This window comes from Paraburkholderia hiiakae, assembly GCF_904848665.1.
In the GTDB taxonomy this organism is placed as follows: Bacteria; Pseudomonadota; Gammaproteobacteria; order Burkholderiales; family Burkholderiaceae; genus Paraburkholderia; species Paraburkholderia hiiakae.
Map to the genome: position 1 here is coordinate 11,781 of NZ_CAJHCQ010000029.1, position 16,103 is coordinate 27,883.

Genomic DNA, 16,103 nt, shown 5'->3' on the forward strand with positions numbered 1-16,103 from the left:
TGTCAAACCACACCGCGCTCCCTTAACTGTGCGAGCCTCTGCGCGTCGATGCCGAACTCCTCGCCCAGCACGCGCGCGGTATGCTCGCCGAGCATGGGCGGCGCGCGGTGAGTGACGGGCGTGCGCGAGAAGCGCAGCGGGCTGCGCAGGGAAGGTACGTCGACGCCGCGGCTGTGAGCTAGCGTGAGCGCCAGTTCGCGGTGACGCGCCTGCGGGTCGTCAAACACCTCTGCGATGCTATTGATCGGGCCACCCGGCACGCTAGCGTCGTTGAGCTCCGCGAGCAATGCTTCGCGCGAACGGCCGACAATGCGTGGCGCGAGCTCGGCCCGCAACGCGCTTCGGTTCGCTACGCGCAGGGCATTGGTGCGAAAACGCGCATCCTCCAGCAGCGTTTCGCAATGCAGGACCCGACACAACGCCTCGAACTGGCCATTGTTGCCCGCCGCGACGATCAGGCTGCCATCGACGCAATCGAACACTTCGGATGGCGAAGCAATCGGATTGGTATTGCCCGCGCGTGCTGCCACCTTGCCGCTCATGAGATAGCCAAGTGCGAGATGGCCGTTCAGCGCAAGCGACGCATCGAGCATGGCCGCGTCGAGATATTGGCCCTCGCCCGTGCGCAATCTGTGAAACAGCGCACCAAGGATTCCGATCGCCGCATAGAGCCCCGTAACGACATCGGTGATCGGTATCGCGGTGCGCATCGGGCCGCCGCCGGGTTCGCCGTCGGGCTGGCCGCAGGTGCTCATCACACCCGCCATGCCCTGCAGAATGAAGTCGTATGCGGGACGGTTCGCGTAGGGGCCGTCTTGGCCGAAACCCGTAACCGAGCAATACACGATGTCAGGCCGCAGCTCGCGAATCGACTCGTAGTCGAGCTGATAGCGCGCCAGCGATCCAACCTTGTAGTTCTCGACGACCACGTCGCATTGCGCCGCGAGCTCCCGGGCGAGCTGCGCACCTTCGGGCGTCGAGATGTCGAGCGTGATCGATTGCTTGTTGCGGTTGTATGCAAGGTACAACGCGGAGTCGTTGCTGTCCGTGCCGTCTTGCGGATCGCGGAGAAACGGCCCCATACGCCGTGTGTCGTCCCCCTCGCCCGGCCTCTCGATCTTGTAGACGGTCGCCCCCATGTCGGCGAGCGTTTGCGTACACAACGGTCCTGCGATGACCCGCGTCAGATCCAGCACCTTGATGCCATTCAATATGCCACTCATCCTCACCTCAATCGATTGTCTGCCTGCGTCGTATGCGCGGGCGGGCGTTGCTTCAGGGCAAGTCGGCGCAATGGCACGGCGTGCCACCGGCGTGATACGTTCAGGTCGTGTGCGGCACGAGACCGGAGGCGACCCACTTCCGCGGAATTTGCACCGGAAAATCCAGCAGCATTTGCGCGTAGGACTTGCCTAGCGGATCCGAGCGCAAGCTGCCTACGCCGCCACCGCCCAGCGCCTCGTGCAGCACGAAGTTCAGCGCACCGAGACCCGGCACCTCGAAGCGTTCGACGGCACCGCTAACCAGATGTGCGACGTACGCCCGCACGCTTTCGACCGTGAGCTGTCCGCGCAGAACCGGCAGGAATTCCGCGTGTCTGGCGATCACGGCAATGTTTTCGTCATCGCCCTTGTCGCCACTGCGCGCCCACGCCAGCGCCACGAGCGGGACTTCGAGCGTATCGCCAGTGAGCGCGCCAGCATCGTCGCGGGACTCGGGCATGCGCAGCGGCGCCGCCGGCACAGGCGCGCATTCAGGCGCGCCGGGCACGGGTTCGCTGTGCGTATCCATTGCCACCTGCAGCGGCACGGCGTGCTTCGGCACGAGGAAGGAGAACACCTTGATGACCGGCTGGATCTCCGCGCGCCCCGAGAATGACGACCGGGTGCCAGGCCCCATCGACGTGCCCGCGGACGCGCATTCGCGTTGCAGGAAGCTCAACGCTTTGGCGTTCTCGTGTCTGACTGCAATGCGCAGAACGACTTCGCGTACGTCGGCGCTCGCGCGTGTGCGTTGTTGCGGAGGGTATAGCGAATCGCAGCCCAGCAACTCGACGCAGGTCTGCGTGTAGTCGCCAAAGCCGCGCTCTTCCATGAGCCTGCGTGTACGCTCCAGCAACGCGGCGGCGGTGCGGTTTGCTTTGGCCACGGCGTCGATACCGCGAATCGCCATCATGACCTGCATCTGATAGCCTTCGCGATGCGTCCCGTTAGCCTTGTACGTCGCAGTGGGCGGCCGCCCGCGCGCGCCGCTCACATGAACCGTGTCCGTCGTGACGCGAGCCACGCGCACCTCGCGAAAGTCACAGGTGACATCGGGCATCAGGTAGTTCGCCGGATCGCCGACCTCATAGAGGATCTGCTCCGCCACCGCGCCCGGGTGGATCAGCCCGCCCGTGCCGGCCGGCTTCGACAACGTCAGGCTGCCGTCCTGCGCGACGTCGATCACGGGATAACCGATGTTTGCCCAGTCGGGCACCGTCTGCCAGTCGGTAAAGAGCCCTCCGGTTGCCTGCGCGCCGCACTCGATCAGGTGACCCGCGAGCGTACCCGCCGCAAGCCGGTCCCAGTCGTCCCACTGCCAGCCGAACTCGTGCGCCAGTGCACCGACCACCACGGCGCTATCCACGCATCGGCCCGTAATCACGATGTCCGCACCAAGTGCGAGCGCCTGTGCAATGCCGCGCGCGCCAACGTACGCGTTGACCGAGAGCGGATCGGTGGGCAGATCCGCGCCGTCTGGCCACTCACGTATCCCATGCGAGCGCAGCGTATCGAAGCTCGACAGGATATCGTCGCCCGTCACGACCGCGACGCGCAGGCTTAGCCCCTGCTCGCGCGCCACCGCCAGCAATGCCGCACGGCACGCATGCGGATTGAGGCCGCCAGCATTCGCGATCACGCGCACGCCTTGCCGGCAGATCTGCGCGAGGTGCGGCGCCATCGCGGTGTGCACGAAATCCGTTGCGTAGCCTAGCGATGGGTCCTTGACGCGTGCACGCGCGAGGATCGCCATCGTCGTTTCGGCGAGGTAGTCGTAGACCAGATACTGGAGCCATGGCACCGCCAGCAACTGGGGCGTGGCGATGGCGGAGTCGCCCCAGAAGCCGCTTGCGCCGCCAATCCGGATCGTCTTGCTCATACGGCCGCCTCGATGCGCACGAGCAGCGCCCCCTTGTCGGCCTGGCCGCCGGCCTGCGCTCGAATCTCGGCAACCGTGCCGCTCATGGGCGCCACCAGCGTGTGTTCCATCTTCATCGCCTCCAGCGCCAGCAGGCGTTGGCCCGCTTCCACACGATCGCCTTCACTCACGGCGAGTTCGAGGATCCGTCCCGTCATTGGCGCAATCACCGAGCCTGTGCCCTCCTCATCGAGGCGGCTCTTGCGCGCGCTGATCTGCTCGAACGTCCACGCTTGTCCCGCATGAAACACGTGCAAGGTGTCGGCCTGTGTGGCAACGGTGACCGTTTCGCGCATGCCGTCGCATTCGGCCGTGAGGCGCGCGCGATCGGCGCTGCACCATTGCACGCTGCGCATGACGAACTGCTGCGATCGGGTCGCCGCTTCGTTTGCATCCGCGCACTCGCGGCTTATCTGCAGCCGCCAGTCGCTTCCCGCCGCATGCAATGTCGCGAGCCAACGCGCGTCTGCACTACCGAGCGTCAAGCTGCTAACTGCCTGACAAGGCGACGCCGGTGCAATCAGCCGAGTATCGAGCCGTTGTGGCATGCGCAGCGCGAAGGCCGCGAAGGCCGCGTAGGCGAGCGTGCGTCCATCAGGCAGCCCACGCGCGGCGAGCGTTGCGCCGAAGCGCTCCTCGACGAAGCCGGTGTGTACCGCGCTAGCGCTCGCGAAAACCGGATCGACGAGACAGTCGGCCAGAAAGCCCTGATTGGTCGGCAACCCGAGCAGCACACATTGGCGCACGGCGTGCGAAAGCTTGCGCCGTGCCTCGTCGCGCGTTGTCCCGTGCGCGATCAACTTGGCGACCATCGAATCGTAGTGCGCGGAAACCTCGCCGCCTTCGGCGAGCCCGTGATCGACACGCACGCCGCACTCGGGCGCCGGAGGCTGCCAGCGCAGCACCGGCCCTGTCTGGGGCAGGAAGCCCGCGGGAACGTCCTCGGCGGTCAGACGGACTTCGATCGCGTGCCCGTTGAACTGGACGTCCTGCTGCTCGATGGTCAAACGCTCGCCCGCGGCCACGCGCAGTTGCCATTCGACCAGATCGATGCCCACGACCGCCTCGGTCACCGCGTGCTCCACCTGCAGACGTGTGTTCATCTCCATGAAGTAGAAGCGGCCTTCGCGATCGAGCAGGAATTCGAGCGTGCCCGCACCCACGTAGCCGATCGCGCGCGCACTGCGCACCGCCGCCTGTCCCATGCGCTCGCGCAACGCCGCATCGACGGCAGGCGACGGCGCCTCTTCGATCACCTTCTGATGGCGTCGCTGCACCGAGCAGTCACGCTCGCCGAGATGGATGGCATTGCCATGATTGTCGGCCAGGACCTGGATTTCAATGTGCCTCGGCGCGATGACGGCGCGCTCGAGAATCAGTTCGTCGTTGCCGAATGCGCTAGCGGCTTCGGCCCGCGCCGAATTCAGCGCATGCGCGAGCATCGCTTCGTCGCTCACGAGGCGCATGCCGCGCCCGCCGCCTCCTGCGACGGCCTTCACCATCACGGGGTAGCCAATCTCGGCTGCCGCACGCGCAAATGCGGCAAGGCTCTGATCACGGCCCTGATAGCCGGGGATGCACGGCGTGTCCGCAGCACGCATCAGATCCTTGGCGCGCGCCTTGTTGCCCATTTCGCGAATCGCCGTGCCGGAGGGACCGACGAAGACGAGACCGGCTGCGTCGACGGCATCGGCAAAATCTTCGTTCTCGGCCAGAAACCCGTAACCGGGATGGATCGCGTCGGCACCGCTGCGGCGAGCGGCTTCGAGAATCGCGTCGATGTTCAGATAGGATTCGCGCGGTGCGGCAGCGCCGATATGGACCGCGCAGTCCGCGAAGCTCACATGCGGGCTGTTGCGATCCGCATCCGAAAACACAGCCACGGTGCGATAGCCCATACGTCCTGCGGTGCGCATCACGCGGATCGCAATTTCTCCCCGATTCGCCACGAGCAGCGTGTGGAACGGTCGAATCTGCTTCGTGGTGCTCATGCCTCGTTTTCCTCCTGGTTCTTTGCCGGCGTACGAGCCTGCCGTACGTCGTCCTTGCTGAAACGGCGACTCCATGCCGACGCACGCTTCTCCCTGAACGCGGCAATGCCCTCCGCTCCTTCGTTGCGCATGCAATCGGAAAATAGCGCGGCTGCCGCATCCAGCACCGTGTCGCGCGCGTTATCGTCGCAGCGCTGAAGCAGCGGCTTGAGCGTACGGTTCGCGCCCGGAGCGCATGAACAGATGCGCGTGAGCCACTGCGCGACCAGTTCGTCGAGCGCGTCGCTGTCGGGCGCAAGCTCGTCGACCATGCGCAGCCTGACGGCGGTCTCGCCGCTGATGCGCTCGCCGCTCAGGCCGAGACGGCATGCCACCTGCACGCCAAGCCGCGCCACGACCCACGGCGCGATCTGCGCGGGAATGATGCCGAGCGAGGTTTCGCTCAGTGCAAAGCGGGCGTCAATGGTTGCGAGCACAACATCCGATGCGCAGGCAAGGCCCATCCCGCCGCCCATCGCGGCCCCTTCGACCGCAACGATCACCGGCACGGGCAGTGCGCTCACGCGCTGCATGAAGCGGCCGAATTCACGGTTGCGTGCGGCGACCGGATCTTCGCCGGCCGCATTGGCGTCGAGCCGCGCCTGGAAGCTGCCGACGCTGCCACCGGCACAAAAAACCCCGCCATTGCCGCGCAGGACGACGGCCCGCACGCTCTCGTCCTGCGCCGCCTGCGCCACGGCCTGATCGAGCCGCGCCACCACTTCTGGCGCGAGTGCGTTGCGGGTTTCGGGCTGGTTGAGCGTGACGAAGAGCACGTCTTGATGTCGCCGCACGAGCACGGCGTCAGTGCACGGCGCCATTTGAGGCTTGATATCGAAATTCACGGCGTGCCTCATGCGTCCATGTTCATGAGGCCCATCTGGCGCGCGATGACCATCAGCATCACCTCGTCGGCCCCGCCCCCAATCGAGCCGAGGCGGTAATCGCGGTACGCGCGCGAGACGGGGTTGTCCCACGTGTACCCCATGCCACCCTGAAACTGCATGCACCAGTCGGCAATTTCGCGCGACAGGCGGCCGGCCTTGAGCTTCGCCATCGACGCCAGTTCCACGACATCGCCGCCCGCGACATAGGTCTGCGTCGCCATGTAGACCAGCGCGCGCAACGCCTCGAGTTCGATCTTGAGCTCGGCGAGCTTGTACTGGATGAACTGGTTGTCGAGCAGCGGCTTGCCGAACGCCCGGCGCTGGCGCAAATAATTTGCGGTGTCCTCGATCAGCGAAAGCGCGGCAAGGCGCCGTGCGGCGCCGTCGAGACGCTCTTCCTGAAACTGCTTCATCTGATAGATAAAGCCCATGCCCTCTTCGCCGATGCGGTTGCGCACCGGCACACGCACCTCGTCGAAAAAGATCTGCGCGGTGTCGGACGACCACATGCCGAACTTGCGGATCTTCTGGACTTCGACGCCGCGCGCGCGCTTGCCGCCCTCTTTCAACGGCACGACGATGAGTGACTTGTTGCGATGAACCGCCCCCTCCGAGGTATTGCACAGCAGACAGATCCAGTCTGCCTGCGTGCCGTTGGTGATCCACATTTTCGAGCCGCTGATCACATAGTCGTCGCCATCGCGGCGCGCGCGTGTTTTGAGCGACGCGACGTCCGATCCCGCACCCTGCTCGGACACGCCAATCGAGGCCACCATCTCGCCGGCAATCGCCGGCGCAAGAAACTCGCGGCGCAGTTCGTCGGAACCGAATGCGGCCAGCGCGGGCGTCGCCATATTGCTCTGCACGCCCACACCCATCGCCACGCCCTGCGCGCGGCAATAGCCCATGCTCTCTGCGGCTGCGAGCGCAAACGAGAAGTCGAGCCCGAGGCCGCCATAGGCCTCCGGCTTGGTGATCCCGAGATAGCCCAGCGAGCCCATCTTGCGAAACAACTCATGTGCGGGAAATATCTCCGCTGCTTCCCATTCGTCGACGAACGGATCGATCTCGGTCGCGATAAAGCGCCGGATGCTGTTCATCATTTCGCGATGTTCTTGCGTGTACAGCATGTCTGTCTCCTGATTTTTGATGTGAGCAGCCGTTCGAGCGCGGGCTAGAAGCGCGCGACGCCGAACTGCACGCGCTTGGGCTCACGCCGTTGCGCTTCACGTGTCGTTGCCAGCACGAAAGCGAGCACGGCTCGCGTGTCGCGGGGATCGATCACCCCGTCGTCGAGCAGATGACCGCTGGTATAAAACGCGCTAGCCTGGCGCTCGAAGTTCGCGACGATCTCTTCCTTCTGCTGCGCGAGCCGCGCCTCGTCGACCGGCTTGCCTTTGCGCTCAGCCTGCTGGCGCGCGACGATCTCGAGCGTCATTGCCGCCTGCTCGCCGCCCATTACCGCGGTACGCGCATTGGGCCAGGAAAAGCAGAAGCGCGGTTCGAAGGCGCGGCCGCACATGCCATAGTTGCCCGCGCCAAACGACGCGCCGCAATAGATCGTGAAGAGCGGAACGTCGGCATTCGAGAGCGCCTGGATAAGCTTCGAGCCGTGCTTGATCATGCCGGCTTCTTCGGAAGCCCGGCCAACGATGAAGCCCGTGGTGTTCTGCAAGAAGACGATCGGCGTGCCGGACTGATTGCACAACTGGATGAACTGCGCGGCCTTGGTTGCGCCCGCCGGGTCGATCGGCCCATTGTTGGTGATGAACCCGACCGGGTGGCCTTCTATCCTCGCGTGGCCGCACACCGTGGCCGCGCCATAGTCAGCCTTGAAGTCCATCCATTGCGAACCGTCCACGAGACGCGCGATGATTTCGCGCATGTCCACCGGCCGGCGATGTTCGAGCACCATCGCGCCGGCGAGTTCGTCGGGATCGCACGCAGGCCCCTGCGTTGCGCAGGTGAACGTCTCGCGGTCCCACGGCAGCGCCGCAACGATATCGCGGACGATCTCGATTGCATGTGCATCGTCTTCCGCCACGTATTCGGCGAGGCCGCTCACGGTGGCATGCATTTGTGTGCCGCCGAGCGCTTCGTCGGTCGCGATCTCCCCGGTGGCCGCCTTCAGCAGCGGCGGCCCGGCGAGAAACGCCTTCGCACGTCCGCGCACCATGACGACATAGTCGGACAGGCCGGGCATGTAAGCGCCGCCCGCCGTTGATGAGCCATGCACCACGGTGATGACCGGCAGCCCGGCGGCGGACAGGCGCGCGAGGTTGTAGAACATGCCACCGCCGCGGATGAATTTTTCCACACGGTACTTGCGCAGGTTCGAACCGGCCGATTCGACCAGATGAACGAATGGCAGTTTGTTCGCCAGTGCAATTTCCTGGCAACGCATGAGCTTCTGGTTTCCTGCTTCGGTCAGCGCACCAGCGTCGATACCCGAATCGGTCGCGACGATCATGCAGCGCACGCCGCTCACGAACCCGATAGCGGCGATTTGCGAACCGCCCGGGACAGATGCTTCGAGGTCGGCATCATCCATCCCGTAACCGGTCAGGTTGCACAACGGCAATAACGGACGACCCGGATCAAGCAGGCGGCTCACGCGCTCACGCGGCAGCAGCGCGCCGCGCCGTGCGAACGTGGCCGCCGCTTGCGAGGACAGGTCCGCCGCGCGCCGCTCGAGCGCACGCAACTGGTCGATCATCGCCAGCATGCCTGAGCGCTGCGACCGATATGCTTCCGAAAGAACATTGATACGTGATTTGAAAGGGGCCATGTTGCTGTCAGTGTCTTGCACGATGAATCGGTTTGGTTGGTGATATTGCAAACGACACTGCTTGCGTGCACAACGATAAATGCGACGAATGTGCACAATGTGCACATAGCGTTTTCACTGCCTGCTATACTCGACCGCGCCGGAAACGCCCCCCGAAAAAGCCCAATCGCCCAGCGCGCGAATCTGCCATGCCCAACTCTCGTCGTACTCACTCAGAGCCCGTTGTGCGCGGTGCGCAGAGCATCGAGCGCGCCGCGCAGGTGTTGCGGGTGCTCGCGCAGCATCATGTGAGCGGTGTGTCGCTGCAGACGTTGACGGACGTAACGGGGCTCGATCGAACCACCACCTACCGGATCGTCTCCGCCCTGGTTGAGGTAGGCCTTTCGGTGCGCGACCCGCAAACGAAGCTCTATCGCCTCGGCGTTGAAAGCATGGCGCTGGGATCGGTTTCGATGCAGGCGCCACCGCTCGTGGAGCAGTGCCGCCCGATGATGAAACAACTCGCGCGTCAAACCGCCGAGCACGTGTTTCTGGTGGTTCGCTCGGGTGACTACAGTCATTGCCTGCACATCGAAGAAGGCGAAACGCCGTCGCCGGAGTTCGGAAGAAACCGCGATCGCATGCGGCTGCTTGGCATGGGCATACCAAGCATTGCATTGCTAGCCGAACTGCCCGACGAGGAAATCAGCGCGCACTATGCGCGCCACACAATTGAATATGGTCACCGCAATCTCGACGAGGCCCGCCTGCGCCGCTGGGTCATGCAAACGCGAGAACTGGGCTACGCCCAGGTCGCCGCGCAAGGGTTGAGCGGCGTGGGCATCAGCTTTGCGATGGGGTCGTGTGCGACGGCCGCGATCGGAATCGTCACTGTGTCCGCGAAAATGCCCCGAGGGCGCGGGGCCGCCCTCGCTGCGCTCGCTCGCGAACAACTCGCGAGCGTCGTGCACCCCTCGCGATCCTCAACCCAATCCTTGGTACCCGGCAATGCAGGGAGGCCGACTGACGTGTAGTGCGGGCGTGCACGTCGAATAACGATATCAACCGTCTCGTCGAAGTATAGGAGTCCCTATCTTTCAACCTGGATTTTGAGGTGCAATACCGGGGCACTCGACCTTGCCGCGCGCGGCCTCGTACCGCCCGGTTAGTGCGCTAGCGCGCACAACTCCCGACGTGCTGGGTGGCACAATCCGCGCGGGCACGGTGGCAGCACCAATGCGCGCCGCATAGCTGGCGGAGAAGAAATCGCGCGCCCAACACTGGAGACGACCGGATGGCAACATTCACGTTTTGGCGGTGTGTGTTGGGTGGATGGGCCGATGCCTGGCGCTATGTCTGCCAGCGCCCGGTCCGCGTCATGTCTTTTTTCCTCATTGCATGGCTCGCTCCATATATCGACGCGCTCCTGCTGCCCGATTTGCATCCTCCGTTCAAGGCGATCGTATGGGTGCCGTTTGGCGTGGTCGGGCTTGCCAGGGTCGTGGTGCTCACGGCATTGCCTGTGGATGTTTTACGCTTTCTTTTGCTGGATGCCCCGCAGGCACGCGCGGAACCGGTTTTCGGGCGCAGTCTCCGGCGATACGTGACCGTCACGTGGGCCAGTATCCTGGCCATACTTTGCGCTGCGGTGGTTGTCGTCGGCTTCGGGATCGGCGTTGCAGTCGTGCTCAAGCCGGACCATTTTCGCGCGCCGCCGATGTCCGTCCTGCTAGCGTATGCCACGATAGTTGCGGTGTGTCTTGGCCTCATTTTTCTCACCCGCTTAAACCTGCTTTTCACTCACGTGGCCATCGGCGGCCGCGTGCGTGTGGCTGACGCGTGGCGAGACTCTCGCGGCCACTTCTGGAGCATCTCGGCAACGCAGGGCATTGCGTCGTTACCCCTATTCCTGTTCTCTTGCCTCCTCATACGTCAGCACATGGGTATGGCCCGCCCTGCGGATATGTGGGCGTTGCTTGGGGCAATTGCGGATGTCACCAACTTCTGTGTGGGCGCCGGATGCGCTGGATGCCTGTATCGTCGTTACGCGCAATCACTCAAAAATCCAGGGGAGGCCGCTTAGCGGTTGACGGAGTTCCTCACTGGCGGCGCTCTCCAATTCTCGAACACATTGAACGAACCCATCCCACGCGCACAGCCGAATGTAGACACAGGTGACGGGTCCGGTCGCCATGGGATCTGCGAGCCGGATTCGGGCTGGCCCGATGTAAAACTCGTCGCCGCCGACTTCCAGTCGATACTGGCGTCCTACGAACGCGAGTCCGGCGCCGAGCAGAACCTGTGTGATGCCCGGGTCAATGCGCGCTCGATATCGTGCTTCGGAGCGTCTTGCGCCAACGCCAGAAAGTCAAAGATGTAGGGGTCCTTCAGCGCTTCCCGGGCAAGATAGCCCGATCGCTAGCTTGCTGCCGCGAGTCGTTCGTTCCAGCGATTCGCGCGCCATTGGACTTTGCGGGTGGTGCCTGTCGCCAGAGTCACAGCGTCAGGCATCTGAGCGCTGAATTAAAGGACGACCCGTACCCCAAGTTGCTCCAGAGCCGCATTGAATGCGGTGACTGTGGTAACCATCTCCTTAATGTCTCCATTTTCGGAGTAATCCGCAATGGAGATTTGGGATATGTTACCCGCGTTACCGAATCGAACGATTTTCTTTGTGAGAATATAGTGAAGTATACATTTGAAATATGCCGCTAGATTCTGATTTCTGAAAAGATCTCCAACCTCTACCTCCTTCAGTTCCGGAAGACCCGATCTCGGCTCAGTAATAGTCAGATCGGGATAGTCTTGATCTGAAAAATATGGGGCGTCGTGCCCGCGCACCGTATATTTCTTGCCCGCGAGTAAATTGCCAATTTTTGTATTTGCATAGATTTTTTCCTTCTCTACGGGCAGCATTTCATTAAAACTCTTGTCATTTTTCGGGTGAGCAAAATAGTACCCACCGCTTTCCCGAAAAACATTTCCCACTCGATTTGGGAGTTTCTTTGACCATTCATAAGGATCCGAAGTCCCTTGAGCCGGCTTTTTGAAAAAATCATGCGCCGGATTATATAGGACAACCTGAGAACGATAGCCTGCAACCATGCAACCATCCAGAACAGTCAGTGGCATGGCCTGGCCGCTCGCAAAGAACGTGGCATCTTTCAGGGTAGCCACGAGATTCTGGCAGAAATCAATAACCAGATTGCCTTCATACTTCAACCCGACTTCGATAGCGTGGCCCGGTTGGCCAGCCGAGAAGCACGCATTTAGATTTATTTTTTGGAATCTCAGACCGGCTTCGTAATATTTCGCCGCAATCTTTGCCATCGAAGCCATCGGCGGCGCTGTATCCCCTTTCGCTTTGACAAAGTGCGCGGCTAGATAGAGACCAACGCTCGTCCCTCTCTTCAACTGATCCACGTTTGCGCCAATCGCTCCAAAAATTGTATCGACAGAATGGTCGTCTGCCACTTTAACAATCTTGTTGATGAGCCGAGTACCATTTCGACGGCATTTTTCCACCATTGCCTCGAAGCTCGCCTGCATCTCCCGATCGGTATCGGACTCAACAAACGTTATGGATAAAATATCCGAGCATTTCATGTTCATCCCCTAAAACATCGGCTATGCCACTTGAATTGCAGCAATCTTTCAGGAAACTTGCGGATGCCCGTGATCGCGGCTAACGACTCGCCACCGGCGCGAAGCCTCGTTACCGACGGCCAGCCCGAACGAGAACCCCCAACGAGCGATATGGTACTGCCGGGTCGGTAAAGAAGTTTCGACAGTGCTCTGCTGAACCATCAGATCCGACGTGATGAACGGCTTGAGTAGCTAGTCGGCGCGCGCCGTGATAACGCAACGTTAGCAACGCGAATCGCCGCCCGGCGCGAACGCGCTCACTCGCCACTAACTTTGCCCGCTCACCATGTCTCTCCTCGACAGCCCCATTCAATTACCTCGAGGATCACCGTGACAGGCGGCAACGGTCCGAGACGACGCAATGAAGCAAGGTGACACCATGAATCACGCCACGAAAATGAGAGAGACAGGGACGTACCGGCCCTATGTCGATTGCCTGCTCGATGAGTTCGAATCACGAGCCGAGCGGCCGGTCATCCGCTACGAAGGGACGAACGTGACGGGCCGCGCGCTGCGCAGCGCCGTCTACCGCTACGCGCGGGCACTTGAGGCGCTCGGCATCGAACGAGGCTCGCTCGTCGCGCTCTTTGCGCCGAACCGGCCCGACGCGATCGCCATCCGTTACGCCGCCAACCTGATCGGCGCCGCGGCGATCTACCTGCCCGCGGTGGTGGATGCCGACCGCCGCGCGGCGCTGCTTGCGCGAATCGAGCCCACGCTGCTGGTGGTCTTCCCGGAGACCGCCCGGCTCGTACCCGAAGCGACGTCACTTCGCGTGATCCAGGTCGGCTGCGGCGACGCCGCGACGCGGTTGGACGTGCTCGCCAATGCGCAGTCCGACAAGCCGCTGCCGGGACGCAGCGCGCCAAACGAACTCGCTGTGATCGTCTCCTCGGGCGGCACGACGGGCGTGCCCAAATCCAGTTGCCGTTCGTTCTCGGCGTATTCGGCGCTCGTGAAAGCGCCTCGCGACGAACAACGGCGTCAACTCGTCAACGGTCCGCTCGCATACCTGTCCCAGGTGCTCGTCGATACCACGTTGGCCGGCGGCGGCACGGTCGTCCTCGAGCGCCGGTACAACCCTGCCGCCACCCTTGCCGCGATCGAAGTCGAACGCATCACCGATCTCCTGCTCGTCGAACCTCAGTTGTTCGAAACGATGGATCACCGCGACGTTCCCTATCGCGACCTGTCTTCGCTGCGCTCGATCGCGCATGTAGGCGGATCGGCGCCTCCCGTGCTTCGCCGCCGCGCAATCGCGCGGTTCGGCCCCGTGCTCACGCATCTGTATGGCGCGAGCGAGGCGGGGCTCGTCAGCACGCTGGCGCCTCCCGAATCGTCGAAGCCGGCGCTGCTCGACTGCGCGGGCCGCGTGCGCGTCGGCGTCGACGTGCGATTTCGGCATACCAACGGCGCGCTCGCGGCGTCCGGGCAGCCCGGGAACATCGAGGTGCGCTCTGCGGCGGTTGCGCAAGGCTACTGGAATCAGCCTCAAGAAGCGACCCTGAAATTCCGGAACGGATGGTGTCTCACGGGCGACGTGGGTTTCATTGACAAAGACGGCTACCTCCACGTGCTCGGGCGAGCGAATGACATCAGGCGAATCGCCGGCCGCACGATCGCTCCCGTCGATATCGAGGATGTCCTCTGCCGCTTGCCCGACGTGCGCTTTGCGGCCGCGTTTGCCGCCAATGGCGGGATTGGCGACGAGCTATGGCGTGTCGTCGTCGAGCCATGGGCCGGGCGTCGAGTGGACGTGGTGCGGTGCCTGCGTGCGCTCGATGTGGCATTCGATGAAACGGTCGCAAGCCAGGTCCGTCTCACGCAAAGTCGCTCCATTGCGCTAACCGAACAGGGGAAGGTGGACCGTAGTGCGATCATGCGGGCGGCACCATCACACGCCTCGGAAGGCCCGTACCACGCCGAAATTCGGTTCTAAGCTTCCGGCGCGGTGATAGGGTCCGTCTCCTCCCGGTACCCCCGTCATCGCGCCATTCACGCTTCGTGGGCACGCGGCCACCGAAAGACAAGACCCTCGGCAAAATCCAGCGGGAAAACTAACGCCGTCACTCTCAGCTAACTCTCGGCCCGTACGATGACATTCATCGACGCACCCACAAGGTTCCGTTGCCTACGTTCCTCGACTCAGGAGAATTGAAATGAAAAGCCTTACCTCTGCTGCAACCGTCGTCGCCGCCCTCGTTGCCGGTCTCTGTGTTTCCCCCCTCGCGCTCGCTGACAGCGTCGATCCCGCCAGTGCTGGCTCGCCCGCAAAGATGAGCTGCTCCGACTTTCTCGCCGTGGACGACGCCTACAAGCCGGCGCTCGTCTACTGGGTTTCGGGCGTCGACAAGCTCGGCGTGAGCGAGACCGTGACGACGGTTGTCGATGTCGCGACGCCGGTGGCCGTCGTCGTCGGCGAATGCCAGAAGGCGCCGCACGCACCGTTCGCAAACAAGCTGCACGACCTCTACAAGAGCGGTCGCATCGCGCTGTTCCAGCATAGCTAAGCGTTCCCAGGACGCCCGCTTCTCAGGAGCAGTCATGAAGCTCAACTCCGCGCAGAAACGCGCCTTGATCCAGGCCTCGAAACTCGGCATCGACCATATCGACACGACGATCCTCCACCTGAAGATCGAGTGTCCCGAGGCCTTCCATACGGATAGAACGTTGCGCAAGCGCCGGTTCCATCACCAGCCCGCCTCGGACGCCCCGTATTGCGGTTTCGTCGTGGACCGCAATGCGTAATCGATCAACCGCATTCGATTCCGGCTTTTTTCTTTTTGGCATGATGAGACGTTAGTTCTGCCAATATTATCTCTCTGAATGATTGAAGCGGCTGGCCGCCGCTAGATCGATCGTAGCAAGCCTCCGTCGCATGCTATTGCCTGCCCGGTAATGTACGCGGCAGGTTCCGACGCGAGAAAAGCCGCCAGCGCCGCGAACTCCTCCGGCCGCCCCATACGCCCCGCCGGCACCTGGCTTGCCACCTGATCGTCGCCCACGCCGATTTCCTGCAAACGCTCCGTGGCCGTGAAGCCCGGCAGCAGTGCGTTCACCGTGATCCCGTCCGCGGCGACCTCACGACTCAGCGCGTTCACGAGCCCATGCAGCGCGGGACGAATCGCGTTGGAGAGGATGAGCCCCGGATGCGGCTCGAGCGCCGCGACCGACGTGACGATCAGGATGCGCCCCCAGCGCTGCGCCCGCATGCCGGGCAGGCAGGCGCGAACGAGACCGACCGCGCTCAGGAAGAGACTATCGACGGCACCTTCCCACGCGAGATCGTCGACCGCTTCGAACGTGCCGACCGGCGGCCCGCCCGTGTTCACAACCAGGACGTCGACGCCGCCCAGCCGCGCGATCACGTCCTGAGCGAGACGCGCCGACGCGCCCTTCGGCGTGAGATCGGCGGCAAACGCCGTGGCTCCGATTTCCGCGGCGACCTTGGCAAGCCGCGCTTCGTCGCGCGCACACACCGCCACGCTGGCGCCTTCATCGCACAACGCGCCGGCGACGGCGCGTCCCAGACCGCGCGACGCCCCTGTCACGAGTGCGCGCTTCGAGTCCAGTCCAAGCTGCATGTTGCTGCTC

Annotated in this window: 13 protein-coding genes and 1 pseudogene; 5 read left to right on the forward strand and 9 right to left on the reverse strand. The window is 63.2% G+C overall.

Annotated elements, in window-relative coordinates; all coding sequences use genetic code 11:
• Positions 1-2 precede the first annotated feature (2 nt).
• The 6 genes from JMY28_RS35015 to JMY28_RS35040 form a co-directional block, all read right to left on the reverse strand.
• Positions 3-1,223 carry a CaiB/BaiF CoA transferase family protein gene (locus tag JMY28_RS35015; RefSeq protein WP_201700461.1) on the reverse strand — a complete coding sequence of 407 codons (1,221 nt, stop codon included), beginning with the start codon at positions 1,221-1,223 and terminating at the stop codon, positions 3-5.
• Positions 1,224-1,323: 100 nt separating this feature from the next.
• On the reverse strand, positions 1,324-3,141 hold the full coding sequence (locus JMY28_RS35020) for an acyclic terpene utilization AtuA family protein (RefSeq protein ID WP_201700462.1): 1,818 nt from the start codon (positions 3,139-3,141) through the stop codon (positions 1,324-1,326).
• On the reverse strand, positions 3,138-5,171 hold the full coding sequence (locus tag JMY28_RS35025; protein ID WP_201700463.1) for an acetyl/propionyl/methylcrotonyl-CoA carboxylase subunit alpha: 2,034 nt from the start codon (positions 5,169-5,171) through the stop codon (positions 3,138-3,140). Before JMY28_RS35025 ends, JMY28_RS35020 begins: the two co-directional genes overlap by 4 nt.
• Positions 5,168-6,067 (reverse strand): enoyl-CoA hydratase/isomerase family protein, encoded by a 900-nt coding sequence (locus tag JMY28_RS35030; RefSeq protein ID WP_407945574.1) that lies wholly within the window; start codon positions 6,065-6,067, stop codon positions 5,168-5,170. The genes JMY28_RS35025 and JMY28_RS35030 overlap by 4 nt, the downstream gene beginning before the upstream one ends.
• The gene (locus tag JMY28_RS35035) at positions 6,064-7,227 is read right to left on the reverse strand and encodes an acyl-CoA dehydrogenase family protein (protein WP_201700464.1); all 1,164 of its coding nucleotides are present in this window, start codon (positions 7,225-7,227) and stop codon (positions 6,064-6,066) included. The genes JMY28_RS35030 and JMY28_RS35035 overlap by 4 nt, the downstream gene beginning before the upstream one ends.
• 44 nt (positions 7,228-7,271) lie before the next feature.
• Positions 7,272-8,885: an acyl-CoA carboxylase subunit beta gene (locus tag JMY28_RS35040; RefSeq protein WP_201700465.1), complete on the reverse strand. Its 1,614-nt coding sequence runs from the start codon at positions 8,883-8,885 to the stop codon at positions 7,272-7,274.
• A 188-nt stretch (positions 8,886-9,073) separates the two neighbouring features.
• On the opposite strand from JMY28_RS35040, the gene JMY28_RS35045 reads away from it, so the two are divergent.
• The gene (locus JMY28_RS35045) at positions 9,074-9,898 is read left to right on the forward strand and encodes an IclR family transcriptional regulator (protein ID WP_201700466.1); all 825 of its coding nucleotides are present in this window, start codon (positions 9,074-9,076) and stop codon (positions 9,896-9,898) included.
• 260 nt (positions 9,899-10,158) lie between these two features.
• Positions 10,159-10,947 carry a hypothetical protein gene (locus tag JMY28_RS35050; protein WP_201700467.1) on the forward strand — a complete coding sequence of 263 codons (789 nt, stop codon included), beginning with the start codon at positions 10,159-10,161 and terminating at the stop codon, positions 10,945-10,947.
• A gap of 141 nt (positions 10,948-11,088) precedes the next feature.
• Here the strand turns inward: JMY28_RS35050 and JMY28_RS39190 are convergent.
• Together JMY28_RS39190 and JMY28_RS35055 are read right to left on the reverse strand one after the other, a co-directional pair.
• Positions 11,089-11,270, reverse strand: a pseudogene (locus tag JMY28_RS39190) (PDDEXK nuclease domain-containing protein); the annotation flags it as partial.
• Positions 11,271-11,387: 117 nt separating this feature from the next.
• Positions 11,388-12,470 (reverse strand): hypothetical protein, encoded by a 1,083-nt coding sequence (locus JMY28_RS35055; protein ID WP_201700468.1) that lies wholly within the window; start codon positions 12,468-12,470, stop codon positions 11,388-11,390.
• A 418-nt stretch (positions 12,471-12,888) separates the two neighbouring features.
• On the opposite strand from JMY28_RS35055, the gene JMY28_RS35060 reads away from it, so the two are divergent.
• The 3 genes from JMY28_RS35060 to JMY28_RS35070 all read left to right on the forward strand — a co-directional run bounded on the left by JMY28_RS35060 (position 12,889) and on the right by JMY28_RS35070 (position 15,257).
• A complete protein-coding gene (locus JMY28_RS35060; protein ID WP_236597187.1) occupies positions 12,889-14,448 on the forward strand; it encodes an AMP-binding protein in 1,560 nt (519 codons plus the stop codon).
• Positions 14,449-14,668: 220 nt separating this feature from the next.
• Entirely contained in the window at positions 14,669-15,019 is a 351-nt protein-coding gene (locus JMY28_RS35065; RefSeq protein ID WP_201700469.1) for an HdeA/HdeB family chaperone, read from the forward strand.
• 34 nt (positions 15,020-15,053) lie between these two features.
• A complete protein-coding gene (locus JMY28_RS35070) occupies positions 15,054-15,257 on the forward strand; it encodes a hypothetical protein (protein ID WP_201700524.1) in 204 nt (67 codons plus the stop codon).
• A 101-nt stretch (positions 15,258-15,358) separates the two neighbouring features.
• Here the strand turns inward: JMY28_RS35070 and JMY28_RS35075 are convergent, their stop codons facing one another.
• On the reverse strand, positions 15,359-16,093 hold the full coding sequence (locus JMY28_RS35075; RefSeq protein ID WP_201700470.1) for an SDR family oxidoreductase: 735 nt from the start codon (positions 16,091-16,093) through the stop codon (positions 15,359-15,361).
• Positions 16,094-16,103 lie beyond the last annotated feature (10 nt).